Origin of the sequence: Ligilactobacillus araffinosus DSM 20653 (assembly GCF_001435375.1) — a bacterium.
Classification (GTDB): Bacteria; Bacillota; Bacilli; order Lactobacillales; family Lactobacillaceae; genus Ligilactobacillus; species Ligilactobacillus araffinosus.
On sequence record NZ_AYYZ01000029.1, the window covers coordinates 234564 to 254848 of the forward strand.

Sequence of the window (20285 nt, forward strand, 5' to 3'; positions counted from 1 at the left end):
CGTGAACGATATAAAGGAGATTATGATTGATGGTACATCAAATTTATGCTGGGAAAGCAAAGGAAATGTGGACGACAGAAGATGAAGATGTTTTACGGGTCGTTTATTTAGACCAAGCGACAGCTTTAAATGGTAAGAAGAAAGACCATATCAATGATAAGGGGAAAACGAATAATGCAATTTCAACGTTGATCTTCAAATATTTTGAAGCGAATGGGATTGAGACCCACTTTATTAAAAAGATTTCAGATGCTGAAGAACTTGTTAAAAAAGTCAAAATTATTTCGCTTGAAATGATTACCCGGAATTATTCTGCCGGTCACTTTGCAAGTCGTTACGGTGTTGAAGAGGGAAAAAAATTTACAACCCCAGTTGAAGAGATGTGCCTTAAAAGCGATGAACTTGATGATCCTGCAATCAACGCCTCTCAAGCAATTGCCCTTGGAATTGTTACTCAAGCACAATTGGATACCATGTGGGCAATTTCACGGAAAGTTGATCAATTGCTGACGCCGTTATTTGAAAAAGCAGACATGCAGCTGATTGATTTCAAGTTGGAATTTGGAACTTTACCAAACGGAAAGATCATTCTTGCCGATGAATTTTCACCTGACAACTGCCGGTTATGGGACACAAAAACCCATCATCATTTGGACAAAGATGTTTACCGGAAAGACTTAGGCGAGTTGACCCCGGTTTATCAAGAAGTTCTTCAACGGTTAGAAAAAGTCATTTTACTTTAAAAGGAGGAGCACAATGAAAAAGTTTCGCGTATATGTAACTTATAAACCATCCGTTTTTGATCCTCAGGGCGATACAATCACTGACGCAGCAAAGGATCTGGGCTATCAATCCATTCAAGCAATTCACGTTGGAAAATTCTTTGATATTGAAGTTGATGATTCAAAGGGAACGGCTGCCCAAACCGTTGAAGAATTAGCGGAAAAATTGCTTGTAAACTTCAACCTTGAAGTTTATCGTTATGAACAATTGGGGGGAGATTAGATGAGAGTTGCAATCATTGTTTTTCCAGGATCAAATTGCGACAGCGATTTGCATTATGTTTTAGAAAACCTGTGCCATGTCAGTGCGAAATACGTTCCTTCAACGGCAACGAACTTAGATGGATTCGATGCGGTTCTGCTCCCTGGTGGATTCTCATACGGAGATTATTTACGGTGCGGCGCTATTGCAGCCTTAACGCCGATTATGGGAGCAGTTCGTCAGTTTGCAGATTCAGGGAAACCGGTGATTGGAATCTGCAATGGATTTCAAATTTTGACGGAAGCTCATTTGCTGCCTGGGGTTTTAAAGAAAAATGACAATTTAAAATTTATTTGCCGACCAGTTGCGTTGCAGGTTGAAAATAATGGTACGCCATTCACAACCAAATACGTCAAGGATGAAAAGATCCATTTACCGATTGCCCATTCTGATGGTAATTTCTACGCTGATCCAGCAACGGTTGATGAATTGGAGCAAAATCATCAAATCGTTTTCCGCTATGTTGATCAAAACCCCAACGGAAGTGTGAATAACATTGCCGGAATCTGTAACCGACGCGGTAACGTTGTTGGAATGATGCCCCATCCGGAAAGAGCGTCCGAAAAAATTGTTGGCAATAATGAAGGCTTCAAAGTTTTCCAATCGTTGCTTTCGCTTAAGCATTAAAAATGGAGGGTAATTTATGATTGATCAAGAAATGACGCCCCAAGAAATCAAAGACCAAAAGCCATACCTTGAATGGGGACTAACTGAAAAAGAATATGATTACATTTGTGATCATTTGATTCACCGGTTACCAAATTATACCGAAACGGGATTATTTGCGGTAATGTGGAGTGAACACTGCTCGTATAAAAAATCCAAGCCGTTGTTGAAACTTTTCCCTAATAAAAACGAACGTGTTTTACAAGGCCCAGGGGAAGGTGCCGGTATTGTTGATATCGGTGATGATCAAGCAGTTGTTTTCAAAGCTGAGAGTCACAACCATCCATCGGCCGTTGAACCTTATGAAGGTGCAGCAACTGGAGTCGGCGGAATTTTACGCGACATCTTTAGTATGGGCGCCCGGCCAATTGCATTGCTTGATTCATTGCATTTTGGGGAAATAAATAATGCGCATACCCGTTATTTGATCAATGAAGTCGTTGCGGGAATCGGCGGCTACGGCAACTGTATGGGAATTCCAACCGTTGCGGGAGAAACAACTTTTGACGAATGCTATGAAGGCAATCCGTTAGTTAATGCCATGAGTGTTGGGCTAATGAATAAGAAAGACATTCAAAAAGGTCGCGCTTCAGGCGAAGGCAATCTGATTATGTATGTTGGTGCTAAAACCGGACGGGATGGCATTCACGGTGCAACCTTCGCATCAACGGACTTTGATAGTGAACATGAAACTCAACGATCAGCAGTTCAAGTGGGTGATCCTTTTATGGAGAAACTGTTAATGGAAGCCTGTCTTGAATTGATTCAAAAGCATGCTGACTGGTTAGTTGGAATTCAAGATATGGGTGCTGCTGGTTTAGTTTCATCAAGTTGTGAAATGGCCTCTAAAGCAAATAGTGGGGTCAAGATGAATCTTGATCTGGTTCCGCAACGGGAAAGCGGGATGTCAGCATATGAAATCATGCTGAGTGAATCCCAAGAACGAATGCTTTTATGTGTAAAAAAAGGAAATCAAGCAGATGTGCGGCAACTCTTTGAAAAGTACAACCTTGATGTTGTCGTTATTGGGGAAGTAACTTCTGACCATCAATATGTATTAACACATCATGATCAAATTGTAACTGATATTCCGGTATCGTCATTAACCGATGACGTTTTGCAAGAAAAGTGTCCTGAACGGCAGCCGGAACGGTTAACCCATCTTAAAGAAAATTCTCTTCCAAAAATTGATGATCCTGCACAAACGTTGATTGATCTCTTACAACAGCCAACTATCGCATCGAAGAAAGTTTTAACGCAAACGTACGACTCGCAAGTTCGGGCTTCAACCGTGGCGGGACCGAACGCAACCAACGATGCCGGCATTATTCGGGTTCGTGGAACGCAAAAAGGATTGGCAATGACCACGGATGGAAATGGCCGGTTTGGATATTTGAATCCGCGAATCGGCGGTCAAATTGCGGTTCTCGAAGCTGCAGCCAATGTGATTGCGAAGGGAGCTCAACCGCTTGCGATTACTGACTGTCTAAATTTTGGTGATCCAAATGATCCGGAAGTCTACTGGGAACTTCACCAGTCAATTGCCGGAATGGCAGAACTTTGCCGGGAACTTAATACTCCAGTCATTTCAGGCAATGTTTCTCTCTATAACGAAAATAATGGTCAAGCAATTTATCCAACACCAATGGTTGGAATGGTGGGATTGATTTCAAACGTCGATCATACGGTTTCAAGCCATATTACTCAGGATGAAAATTTGGTTTATGTTGTCGGCCAAACGGCGGATGACTTCAGCGGTTCAGAACTTCAAAAAATGCTGACGGGCAAGATTGATGGGAAGGTCAATGAATTCGATTATCATCAAACTGCATCAGCTTTGCAAAAAGCACTTACGGCCGTAGAAGATCGACTGGTAACCGCTGCGCATGATGTCAGCGAAGGCGGTCTTGGAGTAACACTTGCTGAAATGATTTTTGATACATCCCTTGGAATGGATGTTGAAATGAACGCTCAAGCCAATCGGTTATTTAGTGAAACTCCGGGAAGAATCGTCTTAACGGTTAAGCCGGCAGACCAAGCCGCATTTGAAATGGTTCTTGGAAAAGATGCAACGATGATCGGGAAGACAACGGCGACCCATGAATTAAAAGTCAAGACAACCGATGCGGAATTCAAGTTGAACGGGACGCAGCTTCAACATCAATGGGAGGATGCAATTCCATGCTTAATGAAATCAAAGGACTAAATGAGGAATGCGGCATTTTTGGTGTCTTTAATTCACCGCATGCCAATCAGTTAACGTATATCGGACTGCATGCCCTGCAACACCGCGGCCAAGAAGGAGCGGGGATCGTAACGGTCGATGATGACCATCATTTTTACCAACACCGTGATCGCGGACTGTTGAGTGAAGTCTTTAAAGATTCAAATGATCTTCATCGGTTAGAGGGTGAAACCGCGATCGGCCATGTGCGTTATGGAACAAGCGGTAATAATTCGATTGCGAATGTCCAACCGTTTCTCTTTAAATTTAACGATGGTGATCTCGCATTAGCGCATAACGGAAATTTGACGAACGCGCAGTCATTAAAGGCTCAACTGGAAAATAAAGGAGCGGTTTTCCAATCGAATTCAGATTCAGAAGTGCTGATTCATTTGATTCGGCAAAAACATTCAATGCCGTTTATGGATGCATTGAAGCAGAGTTTAAACGAGATCCATGGCGGATTTGCATTTCTGATTTTAAAGCGGGATGCTTTGATTGCTGCACTGGATCCGAATGGGATTCGCCCTTTATGTGTTGGTCAATTATCGAACGGAGCGTACGTTGTTGCTAGTGAAACCTGTGCACTCGATGCTGTGGGGGCAACGTTTGTTCGCGATGTTCAACCCGGTGAATTGATCGTGATCGATCATGATGGGATGCATATTGATCATTACACTACGGAAACGCAACTGGCAATCTGTTCAATGGAATATATTTACTTTGCTCGGCCAGATTCGAATATCCATGGGGTAAATGTTCACCGAGCGCGGAAACGGATGGGGATGCAGCTTGCAAAAGAACAGCCAGCCGATGCTGATATGGTGATCGGGGTTCCAAATTCATCATTATCGGCGGCCTCAGGGTATGCTGAAGCTGCCCATCTTCCGTATGAAATGGGCTTGATCAAAAATCAATACGTTGCGCGGACGTTTATTGAACCCACTCAAGAATTGCGGGAACAAAGCGTACGGATGAAGCTGTCAGCAGTCAGCGGGGTCGTTAAAGATAAACGGATCGTCGTTATCGATGACTCGATCGTTCGCGGGACAACTTCGATTCAACTGGTGAAGTTGTTGCGGAATGCCGGGGCACGTAAAGTCCATCTCCGGATCGCTTCACCGCCATTTCGGTTTCCATGTTTTTACGGAATCGACGTTTCAACCCGGGCAGAATTGATGGCTGCTAACCATAGTATTCAGGAAATGCAACGGTTGATCAATGTCGATAGCCTTGGCTTTTTAAGTGTTCAAGGGTTGATTGATTCAATTGCCGTTCCGGATGCAGGCACCGCGCCGAATCGCGGTTTAACGGTTGCCTATTTTACTGGGAAATATCCGACACCGTTGTATGACTATGAAGCAGGATATTTAAAGTCATTAAAACAACAAAGGGGAATGTTTGATGAAGACTAATCGATACCAAAAAGCAGGCGTTAATATTGAAGCCGGAAATCAATTAGTTGACCAGATCAAAAAGGATGTTCAATCAACACAACGAATTGGCGCTGCCGGGAAAATCGGTGACTTTGGCGGAATGTTTGATTTGAGTGTTCTTGGACGTTATCAACAACCGATTCTGGTTTCCGGAACTGATGGCGTGGGTACTAAGTTAATGATCGCCCAAATGATGGATCAGCATTCAACGATTGGAATCGACTGTGTTGCAATGTGCGCCAATGACATTTTGGCCCAAGGAGCGGAACCATTGTTTTTCCTTGATTACATTGCGACGGGGAAAAATGATCCGGATAAACTTGCTAAAGTTGTCAAGGGCGTTGCGGCAGGCTGTCGGCAAGCAGGAATGGCAATTATCGGCGGTGAAACAGCGGAAATGCCTGGAATGTACCCGAAAGATGAGTACGATATTGCCGGCTTTGGAACGGGAATCGTTGAACAGAATCGGCTTTTGACCACTGAAAATCCGCAAGCTGGTGATGTCTTGATCGGAATTGCTTCGTCAGGGTTACATTCAAACGGTTTTTCGCTTGTTCGGCAAATTTTGTTTGATGAAGCGGGATTCAAAGTCACGGATCGGCTTGACGAGCTTGATGGAAAAGCGCTTGGCGAAGAATTGCTGACGCCAACCAAAATCTACGTCAAATCAGTTTTGCCGCTTGTTAAAGCAGGACAGGTTCATGGAATCGCGCATATTACCGGTGGCGGGCTACTTGAAAACGTTCCGCGGATGTTTGCTTCAGATTTAAAAGCTGAAGTCACAGTTAACTGGCCGATTCCAGCAATCTTTAACCTTTTGCAAAAGCAAGGAAATTTAAATTGGCATGATTGTTTCTTGACGTTCAACATGGGAGTTGGACTCGTGTTGACTGTTGCTTCGCAAAATGCAGATGCAGTTTTGGAGCATTTACAAGCGAACGGTGAAACGGCGTGGATGATTGGCAAATTATCAAAGCGGTCCGCAGATGAAACCTCAATTAAAGTTTTGATCGAGGGAGGTGAGATCGAATGAGAGTTGCGATTTTTGCTTCCGGGGACGGAACGAACTTTGAAACGTTAGTCCAGGCATTTAACCGGCATGAAATTCAGCATGGCAAAGTAGTTTTACTTTTCTGCGATCACCCGAATGCACCTGTGATTCAGCGGGCAAAGCGGTTGCAAATTCCGTACGAAACTTTTCCGTTGAAGCAGTTTGCTTCGAAAGCAAAATATGAACAGGCAATTTTAACCAAACTTCAGGAATATCAAGTGGACCTGATTGCTCTTGCCGGTTATATGCGCGTGATCGGACCGACGATTTTGAATCATTATTCGAAACGAATCATTAACCTTCATCCCGCATATTTGCCTGAATTTCAAGGATTGCATGCCATTGAACGCGCGTTTGATGATCACCTTCAAAATGGTCGGGCCCAAACCGGTGTGACGTTACATTATATTGATGAAGGATTGGACACTGGTCCGATAATTCGCCAGAAACACGTTCCAATCAAGCCGGATGATACGTTGGATGAACTTGAAACGCGAATTCACCAAACCGAACACCGGCTTTACCCTCAAGTACTAAACGAAGTCATTTGTCAAATCAGTAAAGGAGAAAAAGAATGAAAAAAGCATTAATCAGTGTTTCAGATAAAACGAATCTTGTTCCTTTTGCCCAAGCATTAATTGAAAACGGTTATGAAATTATTTCAACGGGCGGAACACGCAACTTCTTAAAGCAAGTCGGTGTTCAAACGACTGACATTCAAGAAGTGACTCATTTCCCAGAAATTTTGGATGGCCGGGTCAAAACTCTTCATCCGAATGTTCATGCTGGTTTGCTTGCTAAACGTGACCATGCCGACCATATGCAAACTTTAGCTAATCACGGAATCGATCCAATTGATTTGGTATGCGTTAACTTGTACCCGTTCAAAGAAACCATTTTAAAGGATCAAGATGATTTTGCAGGTGCAATTGAACAAATCGATATTGGCGGTCCAAGCATGTTACGGGCTGCTGCTAAGAACTTTAATGATGTTACTGTTGTTACAGATATTAATGATTATCAAAAAGTCATCGATGAAATTCAAGCAAATGGGGAAACAAGTTTAGCAACTCGAAAAGAACTTGCAGCAAAAGTATTTCGTGAAACGGCCGCATACGATGCCTTGATCGCCCAATACTTCGATTATCAAACAGATGATCCAGCACCGCAAACACTGACTTTACCATATCAATTAAAGCAAACGATGCGGTACGGTGAAAACAGTCACCAAAAAGCATGGTTCTATGAAGATATTATTCCGAAGAGTTTTTCAATCAGCCAAGCTAAACAGCTTCACGGTAAGCAGCTTTCATACAATAACATTAAAGATGCTGATGCTGCATTGCGGATCATCCGGGAATTTGATGAACCAACGGCAGTTGGTTTGAAGCACATGAATCCATGCGGCATTGGTTGCGGAAAGACAATTGAAGAAGCATGGGACCGTGCTTATGAAGCCGATCCAGTTTCAATTTTCGGCGGGATCGTTGCCTTGAATCGAAAAGTTGACTTGGCAACGGCTGAAAAGTTGCACCAATTATTCTTAGAAATCATTATTGCACCGGCATTTGACGATGATGCATATGATATTCTCGCCAAGAAGAAAAATGTGCGGTTGTTAACGCTGGACTTTGATCACCGCAATGAACAACCGCGACTTGAAACGGTTTCAGTAATGGGTGGAATGTTAATGCAAGAGCAAGATGATTTAGAAGAAGATCCAACTCAGTGGGAAATTGTTACGCAAAAGAAACCAACAGCAGATGAGTTGAAGACGATGACCTTTGCATGGAAGGCCGTTAAGTTTGTTAAGTCAAACGCAATCTTAGTTGCCAATCCAAATCAAACGATCGGCGTCGGCGCTGGCCAACCGAACCGAATCGACGCGGTCAAAATTGCAATCGATCATGCTAAAGAAAAATTGAATGATCAATCTGTGCTTGCAAGTGATGCTTTCTTCCCAATGGATGATTCCGTTGAATATGCTGCTCAACACGGAATTAAGCTGATTATTCAACCTGGCGGCTCGATTCGGGATGAAGATTCGATCAAGATGGCTGATAAGTATGGAATTGTAATGGTAATGACTGGTCACCGGCACTTCCGGCATTAAAAAGAAACGGTGAATGAAATGAAGGTATTAGTAATTGGAAGCGGCGGCCGCGAATTTGCGATTTGTCGAAAATTAAAGACAAGTGCATTGATCGATGAAGTTTACTGTGCGCCGGGCAATCCAGGAATGGAACGGATCGGGGTTCATCCAGTTGAAATTCAGGAAAATAACTTTGAAGCATTAGCAACGTTTGCAAAGCAACATGCCATTGCATGGACGATGGTTGGTCCGGAAGATGCGTTGGCAGATGGAATCGTGGACTACTTTATCAGCAACGATTTGAAAATCATTGGTCCGGACAAGCAAGCGGCTCAATTGGAAAGTTCAAAGGATTTTGCGTTGAACTTTATGCAAAAATTCCATATTCCAACGGCTCAGCACCAAACGTGCACTTCAATGGAAGAGGTTGATGCGGTACTTGCCCAGACTTCATACCCAACGGTTATCAAGAAAGACGGCCTTGCCGGTGGAAAAGGCGTCTTTATCGTTGAAAATCAAAAGGAAGCCTTGAAAATTTTAACAACCCTTAAAGTCTCACCGCAGTCCCCAGTAATTTTTGAAGAATATCTTGATGGTCCGGAATATTCGATTTTTGTTCTTTTGAATCAAAAATCATTTCAAATTTTGCCGGTGGCGCAGGATCACAAAAAAATTTTTGACCATGATCGCGGACCAAACACTGGCGGGATGGGTGCTTACAGTCCCGTTCCGCAATTCACTGTCGTGGATTTCGACCGAACAGTGAACGAAATCGTGGAACCAACGATCAACGGAATTCACACCATGGGCTTCAATTATACCGGAATTATTTATATTGGAATCATGATGACGGCTAATGGTCCAAAAGTGATCGAATATAATGTCCGGCTTGGTGATCCGGAAACTCAAGTCGTTTTGCCGCGAATCAAAAATGACTTTGGTAAGTTGCTGACCGAATGCGTTGATCAAGCAGACCTTGACCCGATTGAAATTGATTCGCAAGCTTACGTTAATGTGGTGCTTGCAGCCAAGGGATATCCACAAAACTACGTTAAGGATCAACGGCTACCGGAATTTACAATTCACGATAAGGGAATGATCGACTATGCGAATGTTGCGGTTGATGATCAGGAAAGATTGATTGGCAATGGCGGTCGGATCTTATCCGTGATCGGCATTGGCGATTCGATCAAAGAAGCGCAGGTAAATGCTTACGAAATCTTAAGTGATTATCCAGTCAACCAGACATATTATCGGCATGACATTGCAAATCGCGCAGTTCAGGAATGAGTTTTTGGCTTAAATAAGATATAATAAAAATTACTTAGCTTATATGGGAGGTTTACGCAATGAATGATATTGAAATTGCTCAACAAACAGAAATGGAACCAATTGTCGATGTTGCTCAAAAAGTTGGTTTAACTGAAGACGACCTTGAATTATACGGGAAATACAAGGCCAAGGTTTCACTACCATTAAAGAAGAAAACGCAAACCAAAGGGAAGATGATCCTGGTAACAGCGATCAATCCAACGCCTGCTGGCGAAGGAAAGTCGACTGTGACGATCGGATTAGCAGATGCAATGAGTGCAATCGGTAAAAAGACAATGGTTGCTTTGCGTGAACCTTCTTTAGGACCAGTCATGGGTGTTAAAGGGGGCGCAACTGGTGGCGGTTATTCTCAAGTTGTGCCAATGGAAGACATCAACTTGCACTTTACCGGCGATATGCACGCTTTAACGGCCGCTAACAATACCTTAGCTGCTTTGATCGATAATCATATTTATCAAGGCAACGAACTTGGAATCGATCAACGCCGGGTGATCTGGAAACGTGTTTTGGATATCAATGACCGCGCGTTACGGCATACGGTGATTGGTTTAGGCGGTCCAACACAAGGGGTTCCGCGTGAAGATGGCTTTGACATTACGGTTGCTTCTGAAATGATGGCGGTTTTGTGTTTAGCAACTGATCTTAATGATTTGAAGAAACGGATTGGACAAATTGTAATTGGCTATAACTTTGACCGTGAACCGGTAACGGTTGATCAGTTAGGAGTTACCGATGCAATTACATTGCTTTTGAAAGATGCAATTAAGCCAAACTTGGTCCAAACACTTGAACATACTCCAGCCTTAGTTCACGGCGGTCCATTTGCTAACATTGCTCACGGTTGCAACAGTATCATTGCAACTCGGACAAGTATGGAATTAGCAGATTATACTTTGACCGAAGCTGGTTTCGGTGCCGATCTAGGTGCTGAAAAGTTCCTGGACATTGTATGTTCGCGGTTAGGCAAGACACCGGACGCTATTGTAATTGTTGCAACTGTTCGGGCATTGAAGATGAACGGCGGTGTTGCCAAGGATAATTTAAATGAAGAAAACGTTGAAGCCGTTCAAAAGGGATATGTTAACTTGCAACGGCACATCCGCAACATGAAACGCTATGGCGTTCCGGTTGTAGTTGCTGTTAATAAGTTTGCTACAGATACTGATGCTGAATTAAATCAGGTAATTGATCTTTGCAAGGCTGATAATGCTGATGCTTACATTTCAGATGGATGGGCAAAAGGGTCAAAAGGCGTAATTGACTTAGCCCACGCAGTTGTTGATGCTTGTGATCAAGAATCTGACTTCAAGCCACTATATCAACCAGAAGACTCAATTGAACAAAAGATCGAAACCTTGGTTACGAAGTTCTATGGCGGATCAAAGGTTGAATACAGTCCAAAGGCTAAACGGCAAATCAAGCAATTCGCCAAACTTGGCTGGGATAAAATGCCGGTCTGCATGGCTAAGACTCAATATTCATTCTCAGATAATGCGAAGTTGCTTGGCGCTCCAACCGACTTTACTGTTCATATTCGGGAATTTGTCCCTAAATTAGGAGCTCAATTTATCGTTGCGTTGACGGGAAATGTATTAACGATGCCTGGTTTGCCAAAGGTTCCAGCCGCCAATGGAATGCATGTTGATGAAAATGGCAAGATCAGTGGTTTATATTAATTGCTGAATTATACAAATCACTCAAAAAAAGGTAAACTAAATATCGAAGTTTAAAAACGGAGGTAGGAAGATGCCTTTAATTGGTTATCTGGCGGTCAGTCTGATGATCTTCGGACTTGACCAGTTAGTGAAATATCTGGTCGTGACGCATATTAAACTTGATACGACGGTGAGTTTTATTCCGCATGTTCTTTCATTGAGTAACGTGCGCAATGATGGCGCAGCATGGAGCATCCTTCAAGGACAGCAATTACTTCTGTTTGTAATTACGATTGCAGCGTTAGCGGTCATGTTTGTTTTGTTGAAGAAAAATCGGAATGATCGGTTGTTTGCCTGGGCATTGACCCTGATGATCGGGGGTACACTGGGGAATTTTCTTGATCGGTTGCGGTTAGGGTACGTGGTTGATATGTTTACCCTTGATTTTATGAATTTTCCGATTTTTAACATTGCCGATTGTGCGTTGACGGTCGGGGTGATTTTACTGATAATTGCGTTATTTACAGGTGATGACAATGAGTGATTATGTAATTACTGATCAAACAGGAAGAATTGACAAGGTTTTAACGACCCTTGAACCGGAAATTACCCGCTCACAGTTGAAGAATTTGATTAATGACGGGCATGTCACGGTCAACGGGCAGATGGTTAAACCAAAATATAAGGTACAGTCTGGTGATAAGATTTCACTGGTCAAACCTGAACCGCAATTGTTAGAATTAATGCCTGAAAATATTCCGCTTGATATTGTTTATGAAGACGATGATGTGATCGTGGTCAACAAGCCGCAAGGAATGGTAGTTCATCCTGCGCCTGGACATCCAGATCACACGTTGGTTAATGCGCTGTTATACCATTCGCCGTTATCAACGATTAACGGAACTTTTCGCCCGGGAATTGTTCACCGGATCGATAAGGATACGTCTGGTTTATTGATGGTTGCTAAAAATGATTTAGCACATCAAAGTTTAGCTGAACAGTTACGCAACAAAACCAATAAGCGGGAATATCTGGCATTAGTGTACGGTCAAATCAAAGAAGATGCGGGAACAATCAATGCGCCACTTGGTCGGAATCCGCAAGATCGCAAGAAGCAAGCGGTCGTGAAGGGTGGCCGCCATGCCGTGACTCATTTTAAAGTGATGAGGCGTTATGACAACTTTACGCTTGTAAAATGTATTCTTGAAACCGGCCGGACACATCAAATTCGGGTTCACATGAAGTATATCGGTCATCCGCTTGTCGGTGATCCGTTATACGGTCCGCGAAAGGTGATTGGGAAAGACGGGCAGTTTTTACACGCCGCGCTGTTGGGGTTCAAACACCCGCGAACGGGAAAAGAGTTGGTTTTTGAAGCTCCGCTTCCAGAAAATTTTCAAAAAATGCTGGATAAGCTTGACAAGCAACAGCACAAAGGTTAAATTTAGATTGATAAAGACCTTGAAACTAGTCCCGTGAGGCTAAAAAGGTTCGCAAACGTTCGTTAGCAAGCTGGCTTAGTCGATACGAAATTAGTTTTGTAGAGGCTGAGCCCTTTTGTTTTTGAGGAGGAATCAATATGGCAAAGGAAATTTATGATGAAATGGCAGTTAAACGGGCTCTTACCCGGATGACTTACGAAATCATCGAACGCAACAAAGGAATTGACAACCTGGTGATCGTTGGGATCAAAACGCGAGGGGCATATCTTGCTCAACGAATCGCAAAGCGGTTAGAACAACTTGAAGGCGCGAGTGTTCCCGTTGGCGAACTTGATATTTCAATGTATCGGGATGACCGGAAGCATACTGATGACCCAGTTGTAAAGGATTCTCAATTGCAATTTGACATTACCGGCAAACACGTGATCTTAGTTGATGATGTGCTTTTTACCGGCCGGACAATTCGGGCCGCATTGGATGCCTTGATGGACCAAGGGCGACCAGATCGAATCAACCTTGCCGTATTGGTTGACCGGGGGCACCGTGAACTTCCAATTCGGCCAGACTTTATTGGAAAGAATATCCCAACAGCAATGGATGAACAGGTTGCCGTTTACGTAAAGGAAATTGATGGCAAAGACGGAATTGATTTAATTAAAAGCTAAACAATTATATTAACCATTTAATTGACTCCAGAGAGGGCAAAACGGTTAGTATTCTGTTCTGAAATATAATTGGAATTTATAACTGTATTTCAAAATCAGAATCATAAAAGGGTAACGCCTATCTGAAGTCAAATTCAGGTAGGCGTTTTTAATATAAAAATGAAAAGAAAGAGGAGAGAAAACGTTATGGGAAAAGAAATTGCATTAAAACACTTTGTAACCGTTGAAGATTTGTCCAATGATCAAATTTTATCTTTGATTCAAAATGCGGAAGGGTTTAGGAAACAAACCAGAAAAGTCGTATTAACCGAACCGGTGTATGCTGCTAACCTCTTTTTTGAAAATTCTACGCGCACACATACCAGTTTTGATATGGCAGAACGGAAATTGGGGATTCAAGTTATTCCGTTTGATCCAAGCCATTCATCGGTTAATAAAGGGGAAACGTTATATGACACATTATTAACGTTGGAAGCATTAGGGGTTCAATTAAGTGTGATTCGGCACTCAACGAATAACTATTACGAACCACTGATCAATTTAAATGATGATCAACACCTTCACATGGCAATTATGAACGGGGGCGACGGTAGCGGTCAGCATCCATCTCAAAGCATGCTTGATTTAATGACAATTTATGAAGAGTTCGGTCATTTCGATGGATTAAAAATTGCCATTGTCGGGGATATTACTAGTTCCCGGGTTGCTCGCAGTAACATGCAAGCCCTTCATCATTTAGGCGCTGAATTGTACTTTGCTGGCCCGGACTACTGGTACGATTCACAGTTCGACAAGTACGGCAAACATGTTGACCTTGACGAAATTATTGATCAAATTAATGTTGCAATGTTGCTTCGGGTTCAGCATGAGCGGCATGCTGGTGATGAAAATGAAAGTCAATTTTCAGCGGTTGGTTATCATGAAAAATATGGTTTAACTAATAAACGTTATCACCAGATGAAAGATGAGGCAATCATTATGCATCCAGGTCCAATTAATCGGGATGTTGAATTTTCATCAAACTTGGTTGAAGCTGAGAAATCACGGTTCTTCCGACAAATGCAAAACGGGGTCTTCATGCGGATGGCAATGATCGAAGCGGTTTTGCGCGGTAACCATCTCGGAGGGCTTAAATAATGCGATTATTGTTAAAAAACGGTCAGGTTTATCAAAATAATAGCTTTATCAATGCGGATGTCTTGATTGAAGGGCAAAAAATCAAGGCCATTGGCAAGTTAAATTGTAACGTCGATCGTGAAATCGATGTCACCGGAAAGATCGTTGTTCCCGGTTTGGTTGACGTTCACGTTCATTACCGTGATCCGGGATTGACATACAAAGAAGATGTTCATACCGGGACAATGGCAGCGGCTCATGGTGGCTTTACTACCACATGTGCAATGGCAAACGTTGATCCGGTTCCGAATACACCGGAACTGATTCGACAGATGATGGCGCATAACCGGCAAACAGGGGTTGTTCACGTTTACCAGTATGCGCCGATCACTGCTGATTTAACTTCAGATCAACTGATTGACTATCAAGCAATGTACCAGCTTGGAGTTTGCGGCTTCAGTAATGATGGGCACGGCGTTCAGCATGGCGGCACAATGTACAAGGCAATGCAGGGGATTCAAGCAGTCGGCTTGCCATTGGCAGAACATGTTGAAGATGATTCACTAAAATTCAATGGGGTAATGAATGAAGGCGCAAACGCGGAGAAATTAGGATTAGATGGAATCCCAGGGGAATGTGAAACTTCACAATTAGCACGAGATCTGGTTTTAGTGGCTAAAACAGGCGTGCATTACCATGTCTGTCATGTTTCAACCAAGGAAAGTGTGAAATTGATTCGCATCGCCAAGTCAATGGGAATTAACGTTACCTGTGAAGCTGCTCCTCATCATCTTTTGTTAAATGATGGAATGATTACAAGCGATGATGCTTACTATAAAATGAATCCACCATTACGGACAGCCGAAGATCAAGAAGCGTTGATTGAGGGATTACTTGATGGGACGATTGATATGATTGCTACTGATCATGCACCACATGCGGATGATGAAAAGTTGCATGGTATGGTCGGCGCAGCATTCGGAATCACAGGAAGTGAAACCGCATTTTCAAGTTTATATACCAAGCTTGTAAAGACTGGAAAATGTAAACTTGAACAGTTGATTAATTGGATGACAATTCAACCCGCAAAATTATTCGGCTTAAATCGTGCCGGAATGTTGCAAATCGGTGATGCAGCTGATATTGCAGTTTTTGATTGTGACCATGCATTTAAATTTAGAGAAGAGGATTATTTATCTAAGGGAAGAAATACTCCGTTTACAAATCAACAATTATATGGGCAAACCGTAATGACCATTGTTGACGGTGAAATTAAATACCAACGAGAGAAGGAGCTTTAAAATGAAACGATACTTGGTTTTAGAAGACGGAAATGTATTTGAAGGTGAAGCATTTGGTTCTAGCCATATTACAACTGGCGAAGTCGTCTTTTCAACTGGCATGACGGGTTACCAAGAAGCAATCACCGACCAATCATATGCTGACCAGATTTTAGTGTTTACCAATCCTTTGATTGGAAATTATGGGGTTAATCTTGATGATTATGAATCATTACAACCGAAATGCCGCGGAGTAGTTTGCCGTGAGTTGGCACGGTATGCAAGCAACTGGCGGAAACAAGATACGCTTGATCACTTTTTGAAACAAAATCATATTCCCGGAATCAGCGGAATTGATACTCGGCGGCTAACGAAAATTATTCGTGAACATGGGACAATGAAAGGTTGTTTAGTTAATTCGATTGAAGACAAGCAACATACAATTGAGCAACTAAAAGCGACAGTTTTGACTGACCAATTAGTTGATATGGTTTCTACCAAGCAACCATATCCTAATCCTGGAACCAAGCGTAATGTAATTGTTGTTGATTTTGGCGCCAAGCACAGTATTTTACGTGAATTAGCCAAACGTGAATGTAATACGATTGTAATGCCATATACTGTAACGGCTGAAGAAATTTTACAACTTCATCCAGATGGTGTGTTGCTGTCAAACGGCCCTGGCGATCCAAAAAGTTTACCGCAAGCTATTAAAATGATTCAAAATATTATGGGAAAAGTTCCAATCATGGGGGTATGTTTAGGCCATCAGTTAATGTGTCTCGCAAATGGAGCGGATACATTTAAGATGAAATTCGGTCATCGCGGATTTAATCATCCGGTTCGCGAAATTGCAACGGGCGAAATTACATTTACTTCGCAAAATCACGGATACGCCGTTGATCCGGAATCATTAAAAGCGACGGATTTAATGCCAACTCATATTGAAATCAACGATGGTACAATCGAGGGAGTTCGTCATCGGAAATATCCAGCATTTTCGGTTCAATTCCATCCTGATGCAGCGCCAGGACCACATGATGCTGTTAGTTTATATGATGATTTTATGCAGATGATTGATAAGAGAAAGGGCGAACAAGATGACTAAGAGAACTGATATTCACAAGATTATGGTACTGGGATCCGGGCCAATTATTATCGGTCAGGCGGCTGAATTTGACTATTCCGGAACGCAAGCATGTTTGGCATTAAAAGAAAAAGGATATGAAGTTGTGTTAGTCAATTCAAATCCCGCAACGATCATGACTGATAACGAAATTGCCGATCATGTTTACCTTGAACCGTTAACGGTTGAATCGGTCGAACGAATTATTCGGCAAGAATATCCGGATGCGATTTTACCAACTTTAGGTGGTCAAATTGGATTAAACTTAGCCATTGAATTAAATAAAACGGGGATTTTAGATGAATTTAATATTGAACTTTTAGGAACAAACTTGCAGGCTATTGATCAAGCCGAAGACCGCGAAAAATTCAAGGCGTTAATGAAGCAATTAAATGAGCCGGTTCCGCCTTCACGCAGTGTCAATACGGTCAAGGAAGCAACGGACTATGCTGAAGAAATTGGTTATCCGGTAATCGTGCGCCCAGCCTTCACCATGGGCGGAACTGGCGGCGGCATGTGCAAGAACCGTGAAGAACTTGAACGGATCGCCGCAAACGGGCTTGACCTTTCACCAGCAACCCAATGCTTGATTGAAAAATCAATTGCTGGATTTAAAGAAATTGAATTTGAAGTAATGCGCGATGCCGCGGATAACGCAATGGTTGTCTGTTCAATGGAAAATGTTGATCCGGTCGGAACGCATACCGGGGATTCGATCGTGGTTGCACCAACTCAAACGTTATCTGACCGTGATTATGAAATGTTGCGTGATTGCTCATTGAAATTGATCCGTGCATTGAAGATTGAAGGCGGATGCAACGTTCAGCTTGCGTTGGATCCGAATAGTTACCAATATTACATCATTGAAGTTAATCCACGGGTTTCACGGTCATCCGCGTTGGCTTCCAAGGCAACAGGTTATCCGATCGCCAAGTTGGCAGCAAAAATTGCGGTGGGGTTAACGCTTGATGAAATCAAAAATCCGGTTACTGAAACGACCTTTGCGGAATTTGAACCGGCACTGGATTATGTTGTTACCAAGATTCCGCGCTGGCCATTTGATAAGTTCCGGGATGCGGATCGCCGGTTAGGCAGTCAAATGAAGGCTACTGGGGAAGTGATGGCTTTAGGACGCAACCTTGAAGAATCTCTTCAAAAGGCGGTTCGTTCATTGGAAATTGATGAAGACGACTTGATTTCCGAAACATGCCGTCAAGCATCAGATGAAGAAGTTGAAAATCGGTTAGTCAATGCTCAGGATGACCGAATCTTCTATCTGGCAGAAGCTTTCCGGCGGGGATATAGTCTTGAAGAAGTTCATGAATTAACCAAGATCGATCACTATTTCCTTGATGTTTTAATGCACATTGTGGAAATTGAAGAGGACCTTACTGCAAATGTCAATGATCTTGAAACGTTGAGGAAGGCTAAACGCTATGGCTTCAGTGATTTAACGATTGCAAAATTATGGCAGACAACGCCTGATGACGTCCGGCAATTCCGGGTGGACAACCATGTAGTTCCGGTATATAAGATGGTTGATACCTGTGCTGCCGAATTTGCATCCGAAACACCATATTTTTACAGTACATACGATGAAGAAAATGAAAGCTGCAAGTCAGATCAAAAATCGGTACTAGTTATTGGTTCAGGTCCGATTCGGATTGGTCAAGGAGTCGAATTTGACTACGCAACGGTTCACTGTGTTAAGGCTTTGCAAAAGCTTGGGTATGAAGCAATCGTGATGAACTCGAATCCTGAAACGGTTTCAACGGACTTTTCGGTATCCGATAAGTTATACTTTGAACCATTAACCCTTGAAGATGTCTTGAATGTGGTCGATCTTGAACAACCAGAAGGCGTTATTCTTCAATTTGGTGGTCAAACCGCTATTAACCTGGCAGCCGGATTGGATACACATGGTGTTCGGGTATTAGGAACGACCGTGAAGGATCTTGACCGGGCTGAAGACCGTGAATTGTTTGACCAAGCAATCAAGAAACTTGGATTGAAGCAACCGCAAGGCGATACTGCAACGACACCGGAACAGGTTAAGAAAATTGCTCACCGGTTAGGTTACCCAGTTCTTGTACGGCCAAGTTATGTTCTCGGTGGCCGGGCAATGGAAATTATCTACTCGGACGATGAACTTGATGAATACTTAAGCCAGCATGCCCCAGCAAACGGCGATCACCCAATCCTGATCGATGCCTATCTTGAAGGAAAAGAATGTGAAGTTGACGCCATTTGTGACGGTGAAAATGTTCTGATTCCAGGAATCATGGAACACATTGAACAAGCCGGAATTCATTCTGGGGATTCAATGGCCGTTTATCCGCCGCAATCATTTAGTCAAAAGATTAAGGAACAAATCGTTGAAATTACAGCTAAACTAGCGGTTGAACTGAAATGTGTCGGGATCATGAACATCCAATTCATCGTTCATCAAGGCGAAGTCTATGTTCTTGAAGTTAATCCGCGGGCAAGCCGGACAGTGCCGTTCTTAAGCAAGATCACTGGGATTCCAATGGCGCAAGTCGCAACCCGCGCCATTATGGGTGAATCGCTTGTCCACCAAGGATACAAGCCAGGATTGGCTCTTGAAAGTCAAAACGTTTCAGTTAAAGCTCCAGTCTTCTCGTTCAACAAGTTAGCGGACGTTGACAGCTACTTAGGACCGGAAATGAAATCAACTGGGGAAGTTATGGGAACAGACCGTGAATTTGAAAAGGCATTGTACAAAGCCTTCGAAGGAGCCGGAATGCAGTTGCCAGAAACCGGAACGATTTTATTGACAATTGATGACCGCAACAAGCAAGAAGCTCTTCAAATTGCTCGGCGCTTTGAAAAGATGGGTTACCGGATTGTAGCTACTAAAGGAACGGCGAAGTTCTTACAGGACAATGGCTTACACGCTAAGGTAGTTGGCAAGATCCACGATATTCAACCAAACCTGTTAAATGAAATTAAAGACCGCAAACTTGATTTGGTAATCAACACGATGGGCCATGATCAAGCACACAATTCAGACGGTTTTATCATCCGGCAAGCTGCAATTCAACACAACATTCCATTGTTGACGGCATTGCGGACGGCGGATGCCTTGTTGAAAGCGATGGAAAACCGGACATTTATGACAAATGCACTGTAAGGGGG

General features: G+C 42.9%; 17 protein-coding genes. All 17 read left to right on the plus strand.

What is annotated here, in order from left to right:
* The first annotated feature begins 29 nt into the window (after window positions 1–29).
* Entirely contained in the window at window positions 30–743 is a 714-nt protein-coding gene (gene purC / locus FC64_RS05670; RefSeq protein WP_057906946.1) for a phosphoribosylaminoimidazolesuccinocarboxamide synthase, read from the plus strand.
* A 13-nt stretch (window positions 744–756) separates the two neighbouring features.
* Window positions 757–1005 (plus strand): phosphoribosylformylglycinamidine synthase subunit PurS, encoded by a 249-nt coding sequence (gene purS / locus FC64_RS05675; protein WP_057906947.1) that lies wholly within the window; start codon window positions 757–759, stop codon window positions 1003–1005.
* On the plus strand, window positions 1006–1671 hold the full coding sequence (gene purQ, locus FC64_RS05680; RefSeq protein ID WP_057906948.1) for a phosphoribosylformylglycinamidine synthase subunit PurQ: 666 nt from the start codon (window positions 1006–1008) through the stop codon (window positions 1669–1671).
* A 19-nt stretch (window positions 1672–1690) separates the two neighbouring features.
* The gene (gene purL / locus FC64_RS05685) at window positions 1691–3916 is read left to right on the plus strand and encodes a phosphoribosylformylglycinamidine synthase subunit PurL (protein WP_057907113.1); all 2226 of its coding nucleotides are present in this window, start codon (window positions 1691–1693) and stop codon (window positions 3914–3916) included.
* Window positions 3892–5349, plus strand: a complete 1458-nt coding sequence (gene purF, locus FC64_RS05690; RefSeq protein ID WP_057906949.1) for an amidophosphoribosyltransferase — start codon at window positions 3892–3894, stop codon at window positions 5347–5349. The genes purL and purF overlap by 25 nt, the downstream gene beginning before the upstream one ends.
* Window positions 5339–6403 carry a phosphoribosylformylglycinamidine cyclo-ligase gene (gene purM, locus FC64_RS05695; RefSeq protein ID WP_057906950.1) on the plus strand — a complete coding sequence of 355 codons (1065 nt, stop codon included), beginning with the start codon at window positions 5339–5341 and terminating at the stop codon, window positions 6401–6403. Before purF ends, purM begins: the two co-directional genes overlap by 11 nt.
* Window positions 6400–6999 carry a phosphoribosylglycinamide formyltransferase gene (purN, locus tag FC64_RS05700; RefSeq protein ID WP_057906951.1) on the plus strand — a complete coding sequence of 200 codons (600 nt, stop codon included), beginning with the start codon at window positions 6400–6402 and terminating at the stop codon, window positions 6997–6999. The genes purM and purN overlap by 4 nt, the downstream gene beginning before the upstream one ends.
* On the plus strand, window positions 6996–8534 hold the full coding sequence (gene purH / locus FC64_RS05705) for a bifunctional phosphoribosylaminoimidazolecarboxamide formyltransferase/IMP cyclohydrolase (protein ID WP_057906952.1): 1539 nt from the start codon (window positions 6996–6998) through the stop codon (window positions 8532–8534). The genes purN and purH overlap by 4 nt, the downstream gene beginning before the upstream one ends.
* An 18-nt stretch (window positions 8535–8552) precedes the next feature.
* A complete protein-coding gene (gene purD / locus FC64_RS05710; RefSeq protein ID WP_057907114.1) occupies window positions 8553–9803 on the plus strand; it encodes a phosphoribosylamine--glycine ligase in 1251 nt (416 codons plus the stop codon).
* 59 nt (window positions 9804–9862) lie between these two features.
* A complete protein-coding gene (locus FC64_RS05715; protein ID WP_057906953.1) occupies window positions 9863–11521 on the plus strand; it encodes a formate--tetrahydrofolate ligase in 1659 nt (552 codons plus the stop codon).
* A 70-nt stretch (window positions 11522–11591) separates the two neighbouring features.
* Window positions 11592–12044, plus strand: a complete 453-nt coding sequence (gene lspA / locus FC64_RS05720) for a signal peptidase II (RefSeq protein ID WP_057906954.1) — start codon at window positions 11592–11594, stop codon at window positions 12042–12044.
* Window positions 12037–12942, plus strand: a complete 906-nt coding sequence (locus FC64_RS05725) for an RluA family pseudouridine synthase (RefSeq protein WP_057906955.1) — start codon at window positions 12037–12039, stop codon at window positions 12940–12942. The genes lspA and FC64_RS05725 overlap by 8 nt, the downstream gene beginning before the upstream one ends.
* A gap of 137 nt (window positions 12943–13079) precedes the next feature.
* Window positions 13080–13607: a bifunctional pyr operon transcriptional regulator/uracil phosphoribosyltransferase PyrR gene (gene pyrR, locus FC64_RS05730; protein WP_057906956.1), complete on the plus strand. Its 528-nt coding sequence runs from the start codon at window positions 13080–13082 to the stop codon at window positions 13605–13607.
* A gap of 186 nt (window positions 13608–13793) precedes the next feature.
* Window positions 13794–14744, plus strand: coding sequence for an aspartate carbamoyltransferase catalytic subunit (locus FC64_RS05735; protein ID WP_057906957.1), 951 nt, complete (start codon window positions 13794–13796; stop codon window positions 14742–14744).
* Window positions 14744–16024, plus strand: a complete 1281-nt coding sequence (locus tag FC64_RS05740) for a dihydroorotase (RefSeq protein WP_057906958.1) — start codon at window positions 14744–14746, stop codon at window positions 16022–16024. The genes FC64_RS05735 and FC64_RS05740 overlap by 1 nt, the downstream gene beginning before the upstream one ends.
* A gap of 1 nt (window position 16025) precedes the next feature.
* Window positions 16026–17111, plus strand: a complete 1086-nt coding sequence (locus FC64_RS05745; RefSeq protein ID WP_057906959.1) for a carbamoyl phosphate synthase small subunit — start codon at window positions 16026–16028, stop codon at window positions 17109–17111.
* On the plus strand, window positions 17104–20280 hold the full coding sequence (carB, locus tag FC64_RS05750) for a carbamoyl-phosphate synthase large subunit (protein ID WP_057906960.1): 3177 nt from the start codon (window positions 17104–17106) through the stop codon (window positions 20278–20280). The genes FC64_RS05745 and carB overlap by 8 nt, the downstream gene beginning before the upstream one ends.
* Window positions 20281–20285 lie beyond the last annotated feature (5 nt).

Bases quoted from the DNA above. Each gene is read 5' to 3' on its own strand.
- carB (WP_057906960.1), top strand. From the start codon at position 17,104: ATGACTAAGAGAACTGATATTCACAAGATTATGGTACTGGGATCCGGG.
- pyrR (WP_057906956.1), top strand. From the start codon at position 13,080: ATGGCAAAGGAAATTTATGATGAAATGGCAGTTAAACGGGCTCTTACC.
- purD (WP_057907114.1), top strand. From the start codon at position 8,553: ATGAAGGTATTAGTAATTGGAAGCGGCGGCCGCGAATTTGCGATTTGT.
- FC64_RS05735 (WP_057906957.1), top strand. From the start codon at position 13,794: ATGGGAAAAGAAATTGCATTAAAACACTTTGTAACCGTTGAAGATTTG.
- FC64_RS05715 (WP_057906953.1), top strand. From the start codon at position 9,863: ATGAATGATATTGAAATTGCTCAACAAACAGAAATGGAACCAATTGTC.
- purM (WP_057906950.1), top strand. From the start codon at position 5,339: ATGAAGACTAATCGATACCAAAAAGCAGGCGTTAATATTGAAGCCGGA.
- FC64_RS05740 (WP_057906958.1), top strand. From the start codon at position 14,744: ATGCGATTATTGTTAAAAAACGGTCAGGTTTATCAAAATAATAGCTTT.
- lspA (WP_057906954.1), top strand. From the start codon at position 11,592: ATGCCTTTAATTGGTTATCTGGCGGTCAGTCTGATGATCTTCGGACTT.
- purF (WP_057906949.1), top strand. From the start codon at position 3,892: ATGCTTAATGAAATCAAAGGACTAAATGAGGAATGCGGCATTTTTGGT.
- purS (WP_057906947.1), top strand. From the start codon at position 757: ATGAAAAAGTTTCGCGTATATGTAACTTATAAACCATCCGTTTTTGAT.
- FC64_RS05725 (WP_057906955.1), top strand. From the start codon at position 12,037: ATGAGTGATTATGTAATTACTGATCAAACAGGAAGAATTGACAAGGTT.
- purN (WP_057906951.1), top strand. From the start codon at position 6,400: ATGAGAGTTGCGATTTTTGCTTCCGGGGACGGAACGAACTTTGAAACG.
- FC64_RS05745 (WP_057906959.1), top strand. From the start codon at position 16,026: ATGAAACGATACTTGGTTTTAGAAGACGGAAATGTATTTGAAGGTGAA.
- purQ (WP_057906948.1), top strand. From the start codon at position 1,006: ATGAGAGTTGCAATCATTGTTTTTCCAGGATCAAATTGCGACAGCGAT.
- purH (WP_057906952.1), top strand. From the start codon at position 6,996: ATGAAAAAAGCATTAATCAGTGTTTCAGATAAAACGAATCTTGTTCCT.
- purC (WP_057906946.1), top strand. From the start codon at position 30: ATGGTACATCAAATTTATGCTGGGAAAGCAAAGGAAATGTGGACGACA.